The sequence below is a fragment of the Endozoicomonas sp. ALC020 genome, assembly GCF_049275935.1.
Taxonomy (GTDB): domain Bacteria; phylum Pseudomonadota; class Gammaproteobacteria; order Pseudomonadales; family Endozoicomonadaceae; genus Endozoicomonas_A.
Genome location: NZ_CP184830.1, coordinates 5,638,489 through 5,659,763, shown reverse-complemented (window position 1 = coordinate 5,659,763; position 21,275 = coordinate 5,638,489). Strand labels below are relative to the sequence as shown.

Annotated in this window: 12 protein-coding genes; all 12 read right to left on the bottom strand. The window is 46.3% G+C overall.

Features of this window, described 5'->3' with window-relative positions:
* Positions 1–87: 87 nt before the first annotated feature.
* Positions 88–1,698 (bottom strand): F-box/WD repeat-containing protein, encoded by a 1,611-nt coding sequence (locus tag ACOJUO_RS20730; protein ID WP_422138013.1) that lies wholly within the window; start codon positions 1,696–1,698, stop codon positions 88–90.
* A gap of 164 nt (positions 1,699–1,862) precedes the next feature.
* Positions 1,863–3,470 (bottom strand): F-box/WD repeat-containing protein, encoded by a 1,608-nt coding sequence (locus ACOJUO_RS20725; protein ID WP_422138012.1) that lies wholly within the window; start codon positions 3,468–3,470, stop codon positions 1,863–1,865.
* Positions 3,458–5,047, bottom strand: coding sequence for an F-box/WD repeat-containing protein (locus ACOJUO_RS20720; RefSeq protein ID WP_422138011.1), 1,590 nt, complete (start codon positions 5,045–5,047; stop codon positions 3,458–3,460). The genes ACOJUO_RS20725 and ACOJUO_RS20720 overlap by 13 nt, the downstream gene beginning before the upstream one ends.
* Before the next feature lie 149 nt (positions 5,048–5,196).
* The gene (locus ACOJUO_RS20715; RefSeq protein ID WP_422138010.1) at positions 5,197–6,801 is read right to left on the bottom strand and encodes an F-box/WD repeat-containing protein; all 1,605 of its coding nucleotides are present in this window, start codon (positions 6,799–6,801) and stop codon (positions 5,197–5,199) included.
* Between the two features lie 149 nt (positions 6,802–6,950).
* Positions 6,951–8,495: an F-box/WD repeat-containing protein gene (locus ACOJUO_RS20710; protein ID WP_422138009.1), complete on the bottom strand. Its 1,545-nt coding sequence runs from the start codon at positions 8,493–8,495 to the stop codon at positions 6,951–6,953.
* A gap of 149 nt (positions 8,496–8,644) precedes the next feature.
* Positions 8,645–10,246: an F-box/WD repeat-containing protein gene (locus ACOJUO_RS20705; protein WP_422138008.1), complete on the bottom strand. Its 1,602-nt coding sequence runs from the start codon at positions 10,244–10,246 to the stop codon at positions 8,645–8,647.
* 149 nt (positions 10,247–10,395) lie between these two features.
* Positions 10,396–11,958, bottom strand: a complete 1,563-nt coding sequence (locus ACOJUO_RS20700; RefSeq protein ID WP_422138007.1) for an F-box/WD repeat-containing protein — start codon at positions 11,956–11,958, stop codon at positions 10,396–10,398.
* Positions 11,959–12,016: 58 nt separating this feature from the next.
* Positions 12,017–13,765: an F-box/WD repeat-containing protein gene (locus ACOJUO_RS20695; RefSeq protein ID WP_422138006.1), complete on the bottom strand. Its 1,749-nt coding sequence runs from the start codon at positions 13,763–13,765 to the stop codon at positions 12,017–12,019.
* 190 nt (positions 13,766–13,955) lie between these two features.
* Complete coding sequence (locus tag ACOJUO_RS20690; protein ID WP_422138005.1) at positions 13,956–15,557, bottom strand: F-box/WD repeat-containing protein; 1,602 nt, start codon at positions 15,555–15,557, stop codon at positions 13,956–13,958.
* A 168-nt stretch (positions 15,558–15,725) separates the two neighbouring features.
* Positions 15,726–17,339, bottom strand: a complete 1,614-nt coding sequence (locus ACOJUO_RS20685; protein WP_422138004.1) for an F-box/WD repeat-containing protein — start codon at positions 17,337–17,339, stop codon at positions 15,726–15,728.
* A gap of 104 nt (positions 17,340–17,443) precedes the next feature.
* Positions 17,444–19,039 carry a WD40 repeat domain-containing protein gene (locus ACOJUO_RS20680; RefSeq protein WP_422138003.1) on the bottom strand — a complete coding sequence of 532 codons (1,596 nt, stop codon included), beginning with the start codon at positions 19,037–19,039 and terminating at the stop codon, positions 17,444–17,446.
* A gap of 116 nt (positions 19,040–19,155) precedes the next feature.
* A complete protein-coding gene (locus ACOJUO_RS20675) occupies positions 19,156–21,111 on the bottom strand; it encodes a hypothetical protein (RefSeq protein ID WP_422138002.1) in 1,956 nt (651 codons plus the stop codon).
* Positions 21,112–21,275: the final 164 nt, after the last annotated feature.

Genomic DNA, 21,275 nt, shown 5'->3' with positions numbered 1-21,275 from the left:
TTCAAAACAGGTTGGTCAGTGAAACTAACAAAATGAATTTCGGCACATGCAGGATAGTGCTGTTGAGACAGTGTTATTGAGACAGTGTCACTCAGTGACAGCAGACAATAAATGATTCCCCCGTAGTTCACTGATTTTCACTATGCCATCGAAACCGGATGTGATCACCTGGCTGCCATCGTCGCTAAAGGTGGCCGATGTGACCTCGTCATCATGGACAATGGTGGCTTTTTCTAACCATGTACCATCATCCTGCTGACCAATGACTTTCGCCGTTTTGTCCTCGCTGGCAGTCACCACATGGCGGCTATCAGGGCTGAAGGTGGCAGATATGACGAAATCCTTATGGGAAAAGATGGCTCTTTTTTCCCATAAGCCATCGGCTTTTCGGCTGTATATTCTCACTGTGCCATCGTTGCTGGCAGTGACAAGATGGCGGCCATCGGGGCTGAAGTTAGCTGAGTTGACAATTTTCCTATGTTCAATGATGGTATTTATTTTCCATGATCCATCGGCCTTCTTGCTAAAGATTTTCGCCATGCAATAATCCACACCGGCGGTGGCCACATAGCGACCATCAGGGCTGATGGTGGCGGTGGGTGACATGTCACCATCATTAATGGGAATAACATCTTTTTTTTCCCATGACCCATCGTCCTTCCGGCTGAAGATTTTCACCGTTCCATCGCAACAGGCGGTTACCAGATAGCAGCCATCATTGCTGAAAGAGGCTGATGAGACAGTATTTTCATGGGGAAGGGTGGTGGTTAACTGCCATGATCCATCGCGTTTTTTGCTATGGATTTTCGCCGCCTGGCGGCTACCGGCGGTCACCACGTGCTGGCTATCGGGGCTGAAGGTGGCTGAGTTGACGTAAAGATCATCGAGAGTGGTGATCTTTGGTTCCCATGATTCATCGCCCAGATCATATATTTCCGCCGTGTTCATCGAACTGGAGGTCAGTACATGGTGACTATCGGGGCTGAAAACCACTGATTCGACCCTTTCATCATAATGGGGAATGGTGATTTTTATTTCCCATGTTCCATCAGCCTTGTGTTCGTAGATTTTTGCTGTGTTGTCGCCATTGGCGGTGGCCAGGTAGCGGCCGTCAGCACTGAGTGCGGCTGAAATGACTCGATTGTGAAATGCCATATCTGAAATATTGGCAGAGAGATCATAGGAGTCGGCTTTATAAGTTTTGTCAATGGTGGCGATAGTGACCAATTCAAAGGTTTCACATTGAGACATCAGCTCAGCCCTGATGAAAAATAGTAGAGCAGACGAATAAAGGCCTGTGGGCTGGCGTTCTGTAAGTGAATTGAGTAACGCCTGATCATTGGTAAACGACTCAAACCAGGCTCGGAGTTGATTCTTGTCTTTTCGGGTGAGGGTCACCCTCAGCTGATTCAGGTGTGCTGGAGAAAGCTGTCGATACCAGGCTTTTGCCAGAGCGTTGTCTTCTTTGATAACGTCGCGAAGGCGGGTACATACCTGTTGTAAACTGCGAATATCCCGAACTTTCAAATGGCGAAAAATCAGGGACAGTGTATCTGAGGTTAAATCCTGAAATGAAGATTTTTGTTCCTTGTCAGATACAGTAAAGGACCAGACCGCACTTTTTCCCATTGGTGTTAGCGATAGAGCTTGAGTTTGCGCTATTGGCGGTTCAATAAAGGAATTATTTATTTCATACATGACTGCTTCCTGTAAAGTTGTTATTTATCTTTGATCAACAAAGGCGTTTAAAAATCATCAAAAATAATCAGAGACAATTTCTGAACGAAAGTTCAAAACAGCTTGGTCAGTGAAATTAACAAAAGTTCTTTCGGCACGTGCAGGATAGTTCTATTAAGATAGCGTCACGCAGTGACAGCAGACAATGAATGATTCCTCCGTAGTTCAGTGATTTTCACCACGCCATCCACACTGGATGTGATTACCTGGCTGCCATCGGCGCTAAAGGTGGCCGATGTGATAATGTCACTGTGGACAATGTTGGCTTTTTCTGACCATGACCCGTCGTCCTGCTGACCCATGATTTTCGCCGTTTTGTCATAGCTTTTAGTCACCACATGGCGGCCATCAGGGCTGAACTTGGCTGATGTGACCCAACCCTCATGGGAAAAGGTGGCTTTTTCTTCCCAAAAGCCATCGGCTTTTCTGTCGTAAATTTTCACTGTGCAATCTTTGCTGGCGGTCACTACATGACGGCTATCGGGGCTGAAAACGGCGGATTGGACAGTTTTCCTGTGTTCAATGATGGTATTTTCTTTCCATGATCCATCGGCTTTCTTCTCACAGATTTTCGCATTGCAATCATCACTGGCGGTAACCAAATAGCAACCATCGGCGCTGAAGGTGGCTGACATGACAGAAGAATTATGAGTAATGACACCTTTTCCTTCCCATAATCTATCGTCTCTCTGGCTAAGGATTATTGCCACTTTATCGTGACAGCCCAATACCAGATGGCGGGCATCGGTGCTGAAAAAGGCTGAATAGACAGGTCTGTAATGGGGAAGGGTGGCTCTTAACTGCCATGATCTGTCATCGTCGTTTCGGCTGTGGATTTTCGTTACGCCATCATAACTGGCGGTCAAGATATGTCGACTGTCGGTGCTGAAGCTGGCTGAAGTGATGCCACCACCATGGGAAATGGTAGTGTTTGGTTGCCATGATTCATCGCACTCCCGAACATATATCTGTACCGTGCCATTATCACTGGCAGTAAGTAGATGGTGACTATCGGGGCTGAAAATCGCTGACTTGACCCATTCGTTATGGGGAGTGGAGGTTTTTTTTTCCCAGGTTCCATCAGACTTTTGGCAGTAGATTATTGCCGTATAGTCTCCATTGACGGTAACCAGATAGTGTTCATCAGCACTGAGGGCGGTAGAGTAGACTTTACTGAGTTGTCTCATATAGAGGCGGTCGCCCCTGTCGGCAGCCGGGTTGGGTTTATTCGTTTTGTCAATGGTGGCTTTTGTGACTAATTCAAAGGTTTTACATTGAGACATCAGCTCAGCCCTGATGAAAAATAATAGAGCAGGTGAATAAACACTCGTGGTCTGGCGATCTGAGAGTGACTCGAGAAACGCCCTATCATTCGTAAACGACTCAAACCAGGCTCGGAGTTGATTCTTGTCTTTTCTGGTGATGGCCATCTTCAGTTGATTCTGGTGTGCTGAAGAAAACTGTCGAAACCAGGCTTTTGCCAGTGTGTTATCTTCTTTGATCAGGTCTCGAAGTCGGGTACATACCTTTTGTAAACTGCGAATATCCCGAAGTTTCAAATGACGAAAAATCAGGGACAGCGTATTTGAGTTTAAATTCTGAAATGAAGATTGTTTTTCCTTGTCAGATTCAGTAATGGACCAGCCCGCATGGTTACCCATTGGTGTGAGAGATGGAGCTTGAACTTGCTTTAGTGGTGGTTCAGTAACAGCATTATTATCTATTCCATGCATGACGGGTTCCTCCGTAGTTCAGTGATTTTCACCACGCCATCCACACTGGATGTGATTACCTGGCTGCCATCGGCGCTAAAGGTGGCCGATGAGATAGCGGCATCATGGACAATGTTGGCTTTTTCTAACCAGGTACCATCATCCTGCTGACCAATGATTGTCGCCGCTTTACAATGCAAGGTAGTTGTCACCAGGTGGCGGCCATCAGGGCTGAAGGTGGCTGACATGGCCAAAAAATTATTGTCAAAGGAGGCTTTTTCTTCCCATAAGCCTTTGGCTTTTCTGCCGTAGATTCTCACTGTGCCATCGAAGATGGTAGTCACGACATGACGGCCATCGGGGCTGAAGGTAGCTGAGTTGACACCATTTCTGTGTTGACTGATGGTGTTTATTTTCCATGATCCATCGGACTTCTTCCTATAGATGTTCACTGTGCCATCGAGGCTGGCTGTGACCACAGAGTTACCAGCGGGGCTGAAGTCGGCTGACATGACAGTACCTTCATGGGGAAAAACCACTTTTTCTTCCCATAATCTATCGTCTCTCTGGCTATAGATTCTTGCCGTTTTACTCCCGCAGGCGGTTACCACATGGCGGCCATCGCTGCTGAAAGTGGCTGAATAGACAGAATAATTATGGGAAAAGGTAACTGTTAACTCCCATGATCCATCATCTTTCCGGCTATGAATTTTCACTGTTTTATCAAAACTGGCGGTCACGACATGACGACTATCGGTGCTGAAGGTGGCTGAACTGATCTGATGATCATGGAGAATGTTGATGTTTGGTTTCCATAACTCATTACATCCCAGGCCACATATCTTCGCCCTGTGATTCGAGACGGTTACCAGATGGTGACTATCGGGGCTGAAAATCGCTGATCTGACTGAACTGCCATGGGGGATGGAGGTTGTTCTTTCCCATATTCCATCAGCCTTTTGGCGGTAGATATGTGCCGCATTGTCGCCATTGGTGGTGATCAGGTAGCGGCCATCGGCACTGAGAGCGGCAGATTCGACTTTATTGAGTTTTCTTAAATAGTCGGTGTCGTCAATGCCGGTGGCTGAGTCGACTTTACAAATTTTGTCAATCGTGGCTTTTGTGACTAATTCAAAGGTTTCACATTGAGACATCAGCTCAGCCCTGGTGAAAAATAATAGGGCAGGTGAATAAACGCTCGTGGGCTGGCGATCTGAGAGTGACTCGAGAAACGCCTGATCATTGGAAAACGACTCAAACCAGGCTCGGAGTTGATTATTATCTTTTCCGGTGATGGCCATCTTCAGTTGATTCTGGTGTGCTGAAGAAAACTGTCGATACCAGGCTTTTGCCAGAGCGTTATCTTCTTTGATCAGGTCGCGAAGGCGGGTACATACCTTTTGTAAACTGCGAATATCCCGAAGTTTCAAATGACGAAAAATCCGGGACAGCGTATCTGAGGTTAAATCCTGAAATGAAGGTTTCTTTTCCTTGTCAGTTACAGTGATGGACCTGCCAGCATGGTTACCCGCTGGCGATAGAGTTTGAGTTTGCGTTATTGGTGGTTTAATAACGGAATCGTTATCTATTTGATGCATGACTGGTTCCTGCAAAGTTGTTATTTATCCTTGATCAACAGGGGCGTTTAAAAATTGTTTAGTCAGTCAGAGACAATTACAGAATGAAAGTTCAGAACAGGTTGGTAAGTGCAACTAACAAAATGCCTTTCGGCACATGCATGAAGGTGTTACTCAGCAACAGCAGACAATAAATGATTCCTCCGAAGTTCAGTGATTTTCACTGTGCCATCGAAACCGGATGTGATCACCTGGCTGCCATCGGTGCTAAAGGTGGCCGATGTGACCCAGTCATCATGGACAATGTTGGCTTTTTCTGACCATGTGCCATCATCCTGCTGACCAATGATTTTCGCCGTTTTACTGGAGAAGATAGTAGTCACCACATGGCAGCCATCGGGGCTGAAGGTGGCTGATAAGACAAACCCGCTATAGGAAAAGGTGGCTTTTTCTTCCCAGACGTCATTGGCTTTTCTGCCATAAATTTTAACTGTGCGATCGTCGCTGGCAGTCACTACGTGGCGGCCATCGGGGCTGAAGGTGGCCGAGTTGAGATAATCACCGTGTTGAATGACGGTATTTTCTACCCATGATCCATCGTACTTCTTGCCATAGATTTTCGCCTTGCAATCGGTACTGGCAATGATCACATAGCAACCATCGGCGCTGAAGGTCGCTAACTCGACAACACTATCATGGGAAATGATATCTTTTTGTTCCCAGGATCCATCGCCCTTCTGGCTATAGATTATCACCGTCTTATCCTGACAGGCAGTTACCAAATGACAGCCATCAATGCTGAAAATGGCTGAAAGGAAGGCATTGTGACGGGGAAGGGTGGCTGTTAACTGCCATGATCCATCATCTTTCTGGCTATGGATTTTCGCTGTGTTAGCCAAACTGGTGATCAAGACATGTCGACTATCGGTGCTGAAGGTGGCTGATTTGATCTTACGATCATGGAAAATGGTGGTGTTTTGTTCCCATGATTCATTGCATCCCAGATCATATATCATTGCCTTGGCATCACTGGTGATAACAGCATGGCGACTATCGGGGCTGAAAATCGCTGATCTGGTGTGTCCGTAGTGGCGAATGATGGTTTTTATTTCCCATGTTCCATCAGCCTTGCAGCCGTAGATTTTTGCCGAACAGTCTTTATTGGCGGTGAGCAGATAGCGGCCATCAGCACTGAGAGCGGCTGAGTCGACTCCGCTGAGGTGTACCATACGGAGGCGATCAACTTCGCTGGTGGCTGAGTTGGGTTTATAAGTTTTGTCAATGGTGGATTGAGTGACCAATTCAAATGTTTTACATTGACACATCATCTCAACCCTGTTGAAAAATAACAGGCTAGCTGAATAAACACTCGTCGTCTGGCGATCTGTGAGTGACTCGAGTAATACCTGATCATTGGAAAACGACTCAAACCAGGCTCGGAGTTGATTCTTGTCTTTTCTGTTGATGGACATCCTCAGTTGATTCTGGTGTGCTGAAGAAAACTGGCGAAACCAGGCTTTTGCCAGAGCGTTATCTTCTTTGATCAGGTCGCGAAAGCGGGTACATACCTTTTGTAAACTGCGAATATCCCGAAGTTTCAAATGGCGAAAAATCAGGGACAGTGTCTCTGAGGCTAAATGCTGCAATGAAGGTTTCTTTTCCTCATCAGTTACAGTAATGGACCTGCCCGCATGGTTACCCGTTGGTGTTAGCGATAGAGCTTCGACTTGCGGTAGTGGTGGTTCATTAACGGAATCATTATTTATTCCATGCATGACGGGTTCCAGCAAAGTTGTTATTTATCTTTGATCAACAAGGACGGTTCAAAATTATTTAGTCAGTCAGAGACAATTTCAGAATGAAAGTTCATAACAGGTTGGTCAGTGAAACTAACAAAATTTCTTTCGGCGCATGTAGGAAGTTGTTACTCAGCAACAGCAGACAATAAATGATTCCTCCGAAGTTCAGTGATTTTCACTGTGCCATCGAAACCGGATGTGATCACCTGGCTGCCATCGGTGCTAAAGGTGGCCGATGAGATAGGCTCACCATGAACAATATTGGCTTTTTCTGACCATGACCCACCATCCTGCTGACCAATGATTTTCGCCGTTTTATCATAGCTGGCAGTCACCACATGGCGGCCATCAGGGCTGAAGGTGGCTGATAAGACCCAATCCTTATGGGAAAAAGTAGCTTTTTCTTTCCAAAAGCCATCGGCCTTTCGGCCATAGATTTTCACTGTGCCATCGTTGCTGGCAGTGGCTACATGGCTGCCATCGGGACTGAAGGTGGCCGAGTTGACAGTTTTACTGTGTTCAATGATGAAATTTTCTTCCCATGATCCATCGGCCTTCTTGCTAAAGATTCTTGCTGTGCCATCCATATTTGCGGTGACCACATAGCGACTATCGGGACTGAGCGTGGCTGACCGGGCATTTGTATAATTGGCGATGGTATTTTCTTCTTCCCATAATCCATTGTCCTTCTGGCTATGGATTTTCACCGTTTCATCCCTGCAGGCGGTTACCATATGGCGGCCATCGGTGCTGAAAATGGCTGAATAGACAGATTTTTTATGGGGAAGGGTGGCTGTTGACACCCATGATCCATCACCCTTCCGGCTTTGGATTTGCGCTGTCTTATCGCAACTGGCGGTTACGACATGACGACTATCGGTGCTGAAGCTGGCTGAATTGATCTCAAGATCATGGCGAATAGTGATGTTTGCTTCCCATGATTCATTGCATCTCAGACTATATATCTTCGCCGTGCCATCATTACTGATGGTTACTACATGGTGACTGTCGGGGCTGAAATTCGCTGATTCGACCTCTTTATCATGAGGAATGGTTGTTTTTATTTCCCATGTTCCATCAGGTTTGTGGCCGCAGATTTTTGTCGTATAGTCTCCGTTGGTGGTGACCAGGTATCGGTCATCAGCACTGAGCTCGGCTGAGTAGACTTCACACCCTATGTCAATGGTGGCTTTGGTGACTAATTCAAAGGTTTCACATTTAGACATCAGCTCAGCCCTGGTGAAAAATAATAGAGCCGGTGAATAAACACTTGTGGGCTGGAGATTTGTAAGTGACCTGAGTAACGCCTGATCATTGGAAAACGACTCAAACCAGGCTCGGAGTTGATTCTTGTCTTTTCTGATGATGGTCATTCTCAGTTGATTCTGGTGTGCTGAGGAAAACTGACGATACCAGGCTTTTGCCAGTGCATTATCTTGTTTGATCAGGTCGCGAAGGCGGGTACATACCTTTTGTAAACTGCGAATATCCCGAAGTTTCAAATGGCGAAAAATCAGGGACAGCGCATCTGAGGTTAAATCCTGAAATGACGAGTTTTTTTCCTTGTCAGGAACAGTGATGGACCTGCCCGCATGGTTGCCCATTGGTGTTAGTGATTGCGCTCTAGTCAGTTGTGATTCAATACCGGGCTTATTATTTATTTCATGCATAACGGGTTCCTGCAAAGTTGTTATTTATCCTTGATAAACAGGGGCGTTTAAAAATCATCTGGTCAGTCAGAGACAATTTCAGAATGAAAGTTCATAACAGGTGGGTCAGTGAAACTAACAAAATTTCTTTCGGTACATGCAGGACGCTGTCACCCAGTGACAGCAGGCAATAAATGATTCTTGCGTAGTTCAGTGATTTTCACTATGCCATCGAAACCGGATGTGATCACCTGGCTGCCATCGGCGCTAAAGGTGGCCGATGTGACCCAGTCATCATGGACAATGTTGGCTTTTTCTGACCATGTGCCATCATCCTGTTGACCAATGATTTTCGCCGTTTTAGTGGAGAAGATAGTAGTCATCACATGGCAGCCATCGGGGCTGAAGGTGGCTGATAAGACAAACCCGCTATAGGAAAAGGTGGCTTTTTCTTCCCAGAAGTCATTGGCTTTTCTGCCATAAATTTTAACTGTGCGATCGTTGCTGGCAGTCACTACGTGGCGGCCATCAGGGCTGAAGGTGGCCGAGCTGAGATGACCACCGTGTTGAATGACGGTATTTTCTACCCATGATCCATCGCACTTCTTGCCATAGATTTTCGCCTTGCAATCGGTACTGGCGATGATCACATAGCAACCATCGGCGCTGAAGGTCGCTAACTCGACAACACTATCATGGGAAATGATATCTTTTTGTTCCCAGGATCCATCGGCCTTCTGGCTATGGATTTTCACCGTCTTATCCTGACAGGCAGTTATCAGACAGCCATCAACGCTGAAAGTGGCTGAAAGGACGGCGTTCTGACGGGGAAGTTTAGTTGTTAACTCCCATGATCCATGATCCTTCAGGCTATGAATTTGTGCTGTGTAATCAAAACTGACAGTCGCGACATGTCGACTATCGGTACTGAAGGTGGCTGATTTGATCTTATGACCATGGAGAATGGTGGTGTTTTGTTCCCATGATTCATTGCATCCCAGATCATATATCATTGCCTTGGCATCACTGGTGATGACAACATGGCGACTATCGGGGCTGAAAATCGCTGATCTGGTGTCTCCGTAGTGGTGAATGATGGTTTTTATTTCCCATGTTCCATCAGCCTTGCAGCCGTAGATTTTTGCCGAACAGTCTCTATTGGCGGTGAGCAGATAGCGGCCATCAGCACTGAGGGCGGCTGAGTCGACTCTGCTGAGGTGTGCCATATGAAGGCGCTCAATTTCGCTGGTGGCTGAGTTGGGTTTATAAGTTTTGTCAATGGTGGATTGAGTGACCAATTCAAATGTTTTACATTGACACATCATCTCAACCCTGTTGAAAAATAACAGGCTAGCTGAATAAACACTCGTCGTCTGGCGATCTGTGAGTGACTCGAGTAATACCTGATCATTGGGAAACGACTCAAACCAGGCTCGGAGTTGATTCTTGTCTTTTCTGTTGATGGACATCCTCAGTTGATTCTGGTGTGCTGAAGAAAACTGGCGAAACCAGGCTTTTGCCAGAGCGTTATCTTCTTTGATCAGGTCGCGAAAGCGGGTACATACCTTTTGTAAACTGCGAATATCCCGAAGTTTCAAATGGCGAAAAATCAGGGACAGTGTCTCTGAGGCTAAATGCTGCAATGAAGGTTTCTTTTCCTCATCAGTTACAGTAATGGACCTGCCCGCATGGTTACCCGTTGGTGTTAGCGATAGAGCTTCGACTTGCGGTAGTGGTGGTTCATTAACGGAATCATTATTTATTCCATGCATGACGGGTTCCAGCAAAGTTGTTATTTATCTTTGATCAACAAGGACGGTTCAAAATTATTTAGTCAGTCAGAGACAATTTCAGAATGAAAGTTCATAACAGGTTGGTCAGTGAAACTAACAAAATTTCTTTCGGCGCATGTAGGAAGTTGTTACTCAGCAACAGCAGACAATAAATGATTCCTCCGTAATTCAGTGATTTTTACTACGCCATCCAGGCTGGTTGTGATCACCTGGCTGCCATCGGCGCTAAAGGTGGCCGATGAGATAGTGTCGTCATGGACAATGTTGGCTTTTTCTGACCATGAACCATCATCCTGCTGACCAATGATTTTCGCCGTTTTACAATACGAGGCCGTTGTCACAAGGTGGCGGCCATCAGGGCTGAAGTAGGCTGATTCGACCGAATGCTTATGGGAAAAGGTGGCTTTTTCTTCCCAAAAGCCATCGGCTTTTCTGTCGTAAATTTTCACTGTACGATCTTTACTGGCGGTCACGACATGACGGCTATCGGGGCTGAAAACGGCCGAGTTGACAGTTTTCCTGTGTTGAATGATGCTATTTTCTTCCCATGATCCATCGGCTTTCTTCTCACAGATTTTCGCATTGCCATCAGCACTGGCTGTAACCAAATAGCAACCATCGACACTGAAGGTGGCTGACATGACAGGAGCATTATGAGTAATGACACCTTCTACTTCCCATAATCTATCGTCTCTCTGGCTGAGGATTTTCGCCATTTTATCGTCGCAGGCGGTCACCACATGGCGGGCATCGGTGCTGAAAAAGGCTGAATAGACAGGTATGTAATCGGGAAGGGGAAGGGTGGCTGTTAACAGCCATGATCTATCATCGTCGTTCCGGCTATGGATTTGCGTTGTGCCATCATAACAGGCGGTCAAGACATGTCGACTGTCGGTGCTGAAGCTGGCTGACTGGACGCCTGCATCATGGGAAATGGTAGTGTTTGGTTGCCATGATTCATCGTACTCCCGATTAACTATCTTTACTGTGTAATCAGCACTGGCAGTCAGTAGATGGTGACTATCGGGGCTAAAAATCGCTGGTATGACCCATTTGTTATGGGTAATGGAGGTTATTTTTCCCCAGGTTCCATCAGCCTTTTGGCGGTAGATTTTTGCCGTATGGTCGCCATTGGCGGTGACCAGATAGCGGCCATCGGCACTGAGGTCTGCTGAGTAGACTTTACACTTTAGACTAATGGTGGCTTTAGAGACTAATTCAAAGGTTTCACATTGAGACATCAGCTCAGCCCTGGTGAAAAATAATAGAGCAGATGAAAAAACACTCGTCGGCTGACGATCTGTGAGAGACTTGAGTAACGCCTGATCATTCGTAAACGACTCAAACCAGGCTCGGAGTTGATTATTATCTTTTCCGGTGATGGCCATCCTCAGTTGATTCTGGTGTGCTGAAGAAAACTGTCGAAACCAGGCTTTTGCAAGTGTGTTATCTTCTTTGATCAGGTCTCGAAGGCGGGTACATACTTTTTGTAAACTGCGAATATCCCGAAGTTTCAGATGGCGAAAAATCAGGGACAGCGTATCTGAGCTTAAATCCTGAAATGAAGATTTTTTTTCCTTGTCAGGGACAGTAATAGACCTGCCCGCACTATTACCGGTTGGTGTTAGCGATAGAGCTTCGATTTGCGGTAGTGGTGGTTCATTAACGGAATCATTATTTATTCCATGCATGACGGGTTCCTGCAAAGTTGTTATTTATCTTTGATCAACAAGGAGGGTTCAAAATTATTTAGTAGTCAGAGACAATTTCAGAATGAAAGTTCATAACAGGTTGGTCAGTGAAACTAACAAAATTTCTTTCGGTACATTCAGGATGGTGCCACTCAGTGACATCAAACAATATATGATTCCTCCGAAGTTCAGTGATTTTCACTATGCCATCCAGACTGGCTGTGATCACCAGGCTACCCTCGGCGCTGAAGGTGGCCGATATGATCCTTTCATCATGGGTAATGGAGGCTTTTTCTGACCATGACCCATCATCCCGCTGACCAACGATGATCGCCGTTTTGTGATAAAACACCATATGTCGGCCATCAGGGCTGAAGGTGGCTGATAAGCCCAGGAACTGACAGAGTGTCGCAAAACCTTTGGTTCCCACGCTCTGGCGTGGAAACCCATACCTTATCTTACCAGGGCGAAAGGTGGTTTCTCTTTCCCAGGTGCCACTGGCTGTTCTGTCGTAAATTCTCACTGTGCCATCGTCGCTGGCAGTCACTAAATGGCGGCTATCGGGGCTGAAGGTGGCCGAGTGGACAGTTTCCCTGTGTTCAATGATGAAATTTTCTTCCCATGATCCATCTTCCTTCTTGGTATAGATTTTCGCCTTGCCATCCTGACTGGCGGTGACCACATAGTTACCATCGGCGCTGAAGGTGGCTGACAGGACAGCCTCTCTATGGGGAATGGCTTTTTTTACTTTCCATGATCCGTTCTTCTGGCTGTAGATTCTCGCCGAGTGATCCCAGCAGGCAGTGACCAGATGACTGCCATCGGTGCTGAAACTGGCTGAAAAGACTGCATCGTTATGGGGAAGGGTGGCCGTCAACTGCCATGATCCATCATCTTTCTGGCTATGGATTTTCACTGTTTTATCGCAACTGGCGGTCACCAGCTGTCGGCTATCGGTGCTGAAGGTGGCTGATCTGACGGAAGCATAATGGCGAATGGTGGTGTTTGGTTCCCATGATTCATCGCACCTCAGATCATATATCTTCGCCTTGCCACTCCCGCCGGCAGTAACCAGATGTTGAGTATTGGGGCTGAAAGTTACTGATCCGACCCCTCCACCATGAGGAATGATGGTTTTTATTACCCATGTTCCATCAGGCTTGTGGCCGTAGATTTTTGCTGTACAGTCTCCATTGCCGGTGACCAGATAGCGGCCATCAGCACTGAGGCAGGCTGAGTAGATTTTATTCTTGTGTGGTATATCGTCGCGTTCTTCATCGCTGGTGGCTGAGTTTGCTTTATACGTTTTGTCAATGGTGGCTTTAGTGACTGGTTCAAAGGTTTCACATTGAGACATCAGCTCTGCTCTGGTGAAAAATAATAGAGCAGGTGAATAAACACTTGTGGGCTGGCGATCTGTGAGAGACTTGAGTAACGCCTGATCATTAGAAAATAATTCAAACCAGGCCCGGAGTTGATTCTTGTCTTTTGTGTTGATGGACATCCTCAGTTGATTCTGGTGTGCTGAAGAAAACTGTCGAAACCAGGCTTTTGCCAGTGTGTTATCTTCTTTGATAACGTCGCGAAGGCGGGTACATACCTTTTGTAAACTGCGAATATCCCGAAGTTTCAAATGGCGAAAAATCAGGGACAGCGTATCTGAGGCTAAATCCTGAAATGAAGATTTTTTTTCCTTGTCAGTTACAGCAACAGACCTGCCCGCACTATTACCGGTTGGTGTTAGCGATAGAGTTTGGGTTTGCGTTATTGGTGGTTTAATAACGGAATCATTATTTATTACATGCATGACTGTTCCTGCAAAGTTGTTATTTATCCTTAATTAACAGGGGTGTTTAAAAATTATCTAGTCAGTCAGACACAGTTTCAGAATGAAAGTTCAGAACAGGTTGGTAAGTGCAACTAACAAAATGACTTTCGGTGCATGCAGGATAGTGTGATTGAGATAGTGTGATTGAGATAGTGTGATTGAGATAGTGTCACTCAGTGACAGCAGACAATAAATTATTCCTGCGCAGTTCAGTGATTTTCACTATGCCATTCCAACTGGCGGTGACCACATGGCTGCCATCGGCGCTAAAGGTGGCCGATAAGACCCAGTCGTCATGGGCAATGGTGGCTTTTTCTGACCAGGAACCATCATCCTGCTGACCAATGATTTTCGCCGTTTTGTCATGACTGGCAGTCACCAGATGGCGACCATCAGGGCTGAAGGCGGCTGATACGACCGAATTCTTATGGGAAAAGGTGGCTTTTTCTTCCCAAAAACCATCGGTTTTTCGGCCATATATTTTCACTGTGCCGTCGTTGCTGGCAGTCACCAGATGGCGGCCATCGGGACTGAAGCTGGCCGAGTTGACAGTTTGCGTGTGTTGAATAATGGTATTTTCCTGCCATGATCCATCGGTTTTCTTCTCATAGATTTTCGCCTTGTAATCCATACTGGCGCTGACCACATAGCAACCATCGCTACTGAAGCTGGCTGACAGGACGGCACGATCATGGGGAATGGCATCTTTTTCCTCCCAGGGTCGATCAGCTCTTTGGCTATAGATTTTCGTTGTCTTATCGTTACAGGCGGTTACCAAATGGCTGCCATTGGTGCTGAAAGTGGCTGAACGGACTGAAGAGTTATGGGGAAGGGTGGCTGTTAACTGCCATGATCCATCGTCCTTCCGGCTATGGATTTTCGTTGTGTTATCCGAACCGGCGGTCACCAGATGTCGGCAATCGCTGCTGAAGCTGGCTGAATTGATGAGACCATCATGGCGAATGATGGTGTTTGGTTGCCATGATTGATCGCACCCCAGATCATATATCCTCGCCTTTCCATTCAAACTGACGGTGACTAAATGGTGACTATCGGGGCTGAAAAGGGCTAACTCGACCCATGCGTCATGGGCAAGGGTGGTTTTTTTTTCCCATGTTCCACCGGGCTTTTGGGCGTATATTTTCGCCGTTTTGTCGCCATTGGCGGTGACCAGATACTGGCCATCGGCACTGAGGTCGATTGAGTTGACTTGATTGAGGCCTGCTAAACGGTTGCATTCCTCAGTGCTGCTGGCTGAGTTGGCTTTATACGTTTTATCAATGGTGGCTTTAGTCAATAATTTAAACGTTTCACATTCAGACATCAGCTTAGCCCTGGTGAAAAATAACAGACCGGCTGAATAAACACTCTTCGGCCGGCGATTTGTGAGTGACTTGACTAATGCCCTGTCATTCGAAAACGACCTGAGCCACGCACGGAGTTGATGCTTGTTTTTTGTCCTGATGCTCATCCTTAGTTGTTGCTGGTGTGGTAAAGAAAACTGGCGATACCAGGCTTTTACCAGAGCCTTATCTTCTTTAATGACGTCGCGAAGGCGGGTACATACCTTTTGTAAACTGCGAATATCCCGAAGTTTTAAATGGCGAAAAATCAGGGAAAGTGTATCTGAGGCTAAATCCTGCAATGAAGCTGTTTTTTTTTTCTTATCAGTTACAGTGATGGACCTGTACCCATGGTTACCCGTTAGTGCCAGCGATTGATCTTGCGTTAGTGGTGGTTTAATACCGGGATTGTTAATTATTCTTTGCATCTCTGGTTCCTGCAAGTGCTATTTATCTCCGATCAACAAGAACGTTTAAAAAATTAATAAGTACCTGGTTAGGTACTTACGTCAGTTGGAGACATTTTCAGAATGAAAGTTCATAACAGGTTGTTAAGTGCAACTAACAAAATTTCTTTCGACACATGCAAGAGGCTGTCACTCAGTGACAGCAGGCAATGAACGATTCTTTCGTAGTTCAGTGATAATCACTGTGCCATCCTCACTGGCTGTGATCACCTGGCTGCAATCGGTGCTAAAGGCGGCCGATGAGATCTTGCCATCATGGGTAATGGTGGCTTTTTCTAACCATGACCCGTCATCCTGCTGAGCGATGATTTTCACTGTTTTGTCTCTGCTGGCAGTCACCAGATGGCGACCGTCAGGACTGAAGGTCGCTGATAAGGCCCAATTCTTATGGGAAAAGGTGGCTTTCTCTTCCCAAAGGCCATTGGCTTTTCGACCGTAGATTTTCACCGTGCCATCGTTGCTGGCAGTGGCTAGATGGCGGCCATCGGGGCTAAAAGTGGCTGTGTTGACGACTCTGGTGTGTTCAATGGTGGTAATTTTTTTCCATGATCCGTCGGCCTTCTTGATAAAGATTCTTGCCTTGCAATCCCTACTGGCGGTGACCAGATAGCGGCCATTGGGGCTGAACCTGGCTGATATGACAATACCTTTATGGGGAATGGAGTCTTTTTCTTGCCATGATAATCCATCAGCACTCAGGCTATGAATTTTCACCGTTTTATCATGACAGCCCGTTACCAAGAGACCGTCATCAGTGCTGAAATTGGCTGAATAGACACCAGACCCGTGGGGAAGGATGGCTGTATATTGCCATGATTCATCATCCTTCAGGCTATAGATTTTCGCTGTGCAATCCCAACTGGCGGTCACCACATGTTGACTATTGGTGCTGAAGGCGGCTGATTTGATGCGTTCATTATGGTGAATGGTGGTTTTTGGTTCCCATGATCCATCGGACCCCAGGGCACATATCTTCGCCTTGTAATTCAAACAGATGGTGAGTAAATGTTGACTATCGGGGCTGAAAATGACTGACTCGACCCGGTTTTCATGGGGAATAGTGGTGTTTATTTCCCATATCCCATCCGCATTGCGGGCGTAGACTTTTACCCTATAGTCTCCATTGGCGGTAACCAGATAGCGGCCATCAGCACTGAGGGCGGCTGAATACACTTTAGCGAGGAATTCTATCGGCAGGTGATCAGGAGTGTCGATGGCAGAGTTGGCATGATAAGTTTTATCAAAGATGGCTTTAGTGACCAGTTCATAGCTTTCACATTTAGACATCAGCTCTGCCCTGGTGAAAAATAACAGATCAGTTAAATCAACACTTTCTGGCCGACAATCTGTGAGCGAATTGAGTAACGCCTGGTCATTAGAAAACGACTCAAGCCAGGCACGGAGTTGATCCTTGTCTTTTGCATTAATGATCATCCTCAGTTGCTTCTGGTGTGGTGATGAAAACTGGCTAAACCAGGCTTTTGCCAAAGTGTTATCTGTTTTGATAAGGTCGCGAAGGCGGACACATACCTTTTGTAAACTGCGAATATCCCGAAGTTTCAAATGGCAAAAAATCCTGGATAGTGTATCTGAGGATAAAGCCAGCAATGAAGATTGTTGCCCTATTTTCTTATCGGCTACAGTGACGGACCTACCCGCATTCCTACCCACTAGTGCTAACAATGGATCTCGGGCTCGCTTTAGTGGAGGTTTAATACCGGGATTATTATTTATTCCATGCATGACTGTTTCCTGTAAGATTGATATTTATCCTTGATTAGCAAGGTCGGATAAAAATCATTTATTTAGTTAGAGACATTTTCGGAACGAAAGTTCATAACAGCTTGTTAAGTGCAACTGACAAAGTTTCTTTCGGTGCATGCAGGAGGGTGTCTTTTGGTGACAGCAGACAACGAATGATACCAAAGCAGTTCAGTGATTCTCACGCTGGCATCCCAACCGGCGGTGATCACACGATGGCCATCGTCGTTAAAAGTCGCTGATGATATCCAGTTAAAATGGGCAATGCTGGCTATTTCTGACCATGAGCCATCGGCCTTCTGAGCAATGATTTTGGCCGATGAGTCACCGCTGGCAGTCACAATATGGCGGCCATCAGGGCTGAAGATGGCTGATATGACCCAGGCCCTATGATAAAAGATGGCTTTTCTTTCCCATGAACCATCGGCTTTTCTGCCGTAAATTTTCACTGTGTGATCTTTGCTGGCAGTGACTACATGACGGCTATCCGGGCTGAAGTTGGCTATCTTGACATGATCCTTGTGGTCAATGATGGCCTTTACTTCCCATAAACCTTTGTCGTTCTTACCGCAGATTTTCGCGGTGTGATCCCTGCTGGCAGAGACCACATAGCGGTTATCGAGACTGAAGCTGGCTGAATTGACTATGTCATTATGGTGAATGATGGCTTCTAATTTCCATGGTTCATTGTCCTTCTGGGAATGGATTTTCGCTGTTTTATCCCAACTAGCGGTGACCACATGGCGGCCATCGCTGCTGAAGGTAGCTGATTGGACAAAATCATCATGGCAAAAGGTGGCTGTTAATTGCCATGATCCATCGTCCTTTTGGCTGTGGATTTTCGCTGTCTTGTCCCAACTGGCGGTCAACACGTGGCGGCTATCGGCACTGAAGGTGGCTGATTGCACCGAATACTCATGGGTAATGATGGCTTTTTGTGTCCATGATTTATCGCACCCCAGACCATATATTTTTGCCGTACCATCATAACAGGCAGTCACCAGATGTTGACCATCGGGGCTGAAACTGATTGAGTTGAGGTCATGGTTGTGTGAAATGAGGACTTTTTGTGTCCATGATCCATTGGCCTCCCTGGCGTAGATTCTCGCCATATCACTGGCGGTAGCCAGATGGCGGCCATCGGCACTGAGGGCGGCTGAGTTGATAGTTTTCTCTTCCTCGATGATGGAATTTGTTACCAGTTTAAACCTTTCATCATGAGACATCAGCTTAGCCCTGGTGAAATACAAGAGAGCAGGAAAATAAACACTTTCCCGTCGCCCCATCAGTGAATTGACTAACTCTTTGTCATTCGAAAACGACTGCAACCAATCACGGAGTTGATAGTCATCTTTTCTGCTGATGGTCATGCTCAGTTGATGCTGATGGGGTGAAGGAAACCGGCGATACCAGGCTTTTGCCAGAGCGTTATCCTGTTCGACAAGATCGCGAAGGTAGATACATACCTGTTGTAAACTGCGAATATCCCTAAGCTTCAAATAACGAAAAACCCTGGAAAGAGATAATAAGGATAAATGCTGCAGTGAAGGTTTTTCATTTTTTTCTGTGTCAGTCAGACTGATGGTTCTGCCCGCACGGGTAGCCGCATCTGTTCTTGATTGAGCTTGCACAGGTGGTGAATAAAAGCCTTCAATGCTGGAGTTATTACCTATCCCATTCATGATTTGTTCCCAGAGACTGAGTATTTATCTTGATTAGCAATTAAGTACCTGGTTAGGTACTTACGTAAAGCATTGAGCTGGTTAATTGCCGAATGGCGTCTCTCAGTGAACAGCATTCAATTATTTCTCTGCAGTTCATTGATTTGCACTGTTCCATCCCAACTGGCGGTCACCACATAGCGATTATCGGCGCTAAAGTTGGCTGTCGTGATCCTGTCATCATGGCTAATGCTGGCTCTTTCTGACCATGACCCATCGGTGTCCTGACCAATGATTTTTGCTATACCGTTATCGCTAGCCGTTACTATAAGCTGGCCATCAAGGCTGAAGGTGGCAGAACGCACAGCGTCAGAATGTTCAATCACGGTTGTTTCTTGCCATGATTCATTAGCGTCCAGGTAGTAGATTTTCACTGTACCATCATGACTGGCAGTCACTATATGGCGGCTATCGGGGCTGAAGGCAGCTGAGTTGACAGAAGCCTCGTGCTCAATGGTGGCTATTTTTACCCATAAACCATTGCTATCCCTACCAAAGATTTTTGCCTCTTTGTCTTTGCTGGCAGTCACTACATAGCGATCATCGGGGCTGAAACTGGCTGAGTTAATGCTCATTTTATGGGAAATGATACCTTCTAATTCCCACGACCCATCGGCCTTCTGGCTATAGATGTTCGCTGTGTGATTCCCCCAGGTGATTACCAAATGGTTGCCATCGGTGCTGAAGGTGGCAGATATTTCATTGACGTCATCGGCCTTCCTGAATTGACTTGATTCGATATGACCTCCGGAAAGGCTGGCTGTTAATGCCCATGATCCATCGTCCATCCGGCTATGGATTTTCGCTGTGTGATCCCGGCAGACGGTTATCACATGGCAGCTATCGCTGCTGAAAGTGGCTGACTGGACAATACCATCATTGTGCAGGATGAGGGTGGCTGATAACGCCCATGATTCATCGGACTCCAAGCTATATATTTTCACCGTGTAATCGGTACTGATCGATAGCAAATGCTGACCATCAGGGCTGAAGATGGGTGATTTGACCCTGCAGTGGTTGGGAAGGCTGGTTTTTTTTACCCATGAACCAACAGTCTCCTGGCCGTAGATAAACGCCTCATTGTTTTCACTGGCGGTCACAAGATGGCGGCCATCGACGCTGAGGACGGCTGAGTTGATCATATTATTTTCGTGAATAGTGGCTTCTGTATTCAGATTAATTGTTTCACATTGAGACATTAGCCGGGCTCTGGAGAAATATAACAGCGCAGGCGAATAGTCGCTCTCCAGCGAGAGATTTGCCATTGACTCGGTTAACGCCTCATCCTTCACAAAGGGCTTCAACCAATCACGAATTTGATTTCTGTCTTTTGCATTGATGGCCGTATTCAGTTGCTGCTGGTGTGCTGAAGAAAACTGGCCATACCAGACTTTTGCCAGAGCGTTCTCTTCTTTGAGAGCCGTTCCAGGGCGCATACATCTCAGTCTTGTATTGTCAATATTTCCGCGCTGCAAACAGTGAAAAATCGTGGAAAATGAGGGTAAAGACTGTAGTGATGGTCTTTGCTTTTTTTCCTTGCCAACCAGAGTGACGCTCCTGCCCGCGCTGTCATTGGTTGGTGTTGTCAGTCGAACTCGCTTTGGTGATGAGACCGGACCTTCAACGATGGGATTATTATCAAGCAATTCCCGGGTTTCATCAGTGGCCCCCATCAGTAACAGTGACGGTGTCTGAAAAATACCATCAGGGGACAGGACCATATTTTCAGGAGTTGCCTGTGCTGCACGCCTGAATATATCTACGGTAAGACCCAGAGTCCCCTGTGATTCATCTGCCTGCGTACCGGGATTTAAATCATGACCCTCATCAGCAGAATCAGAACCGTCTTTCGTTCGACATAAGTGGCAGGGTTCAGATTCTTTAAATAAGTCATCACTGTACTCACGGCCGCACTTTATACAGTTCACTGCCAGAAGTTGTGAGGGTGTGAACAGAAAGCAGAGCAAACAGGATAACACTGGAACGGACCTGAACTGCCTGACTATATTGGAAGCCTTAACTGATGAAGCCATGTATGTACCTTGTCGTCTTAATCTTCGGCTATGTCTGGGAATATCGTTCCTATCTTATGAACCGCTACCCTGCAGAATGGTCAACCAAATGTTAAATCAGGCACTCAACATAGGATGGACTTCTGGTTGGCGCCAAAAAAGACAAATCAGTTTGAAGATTAAAA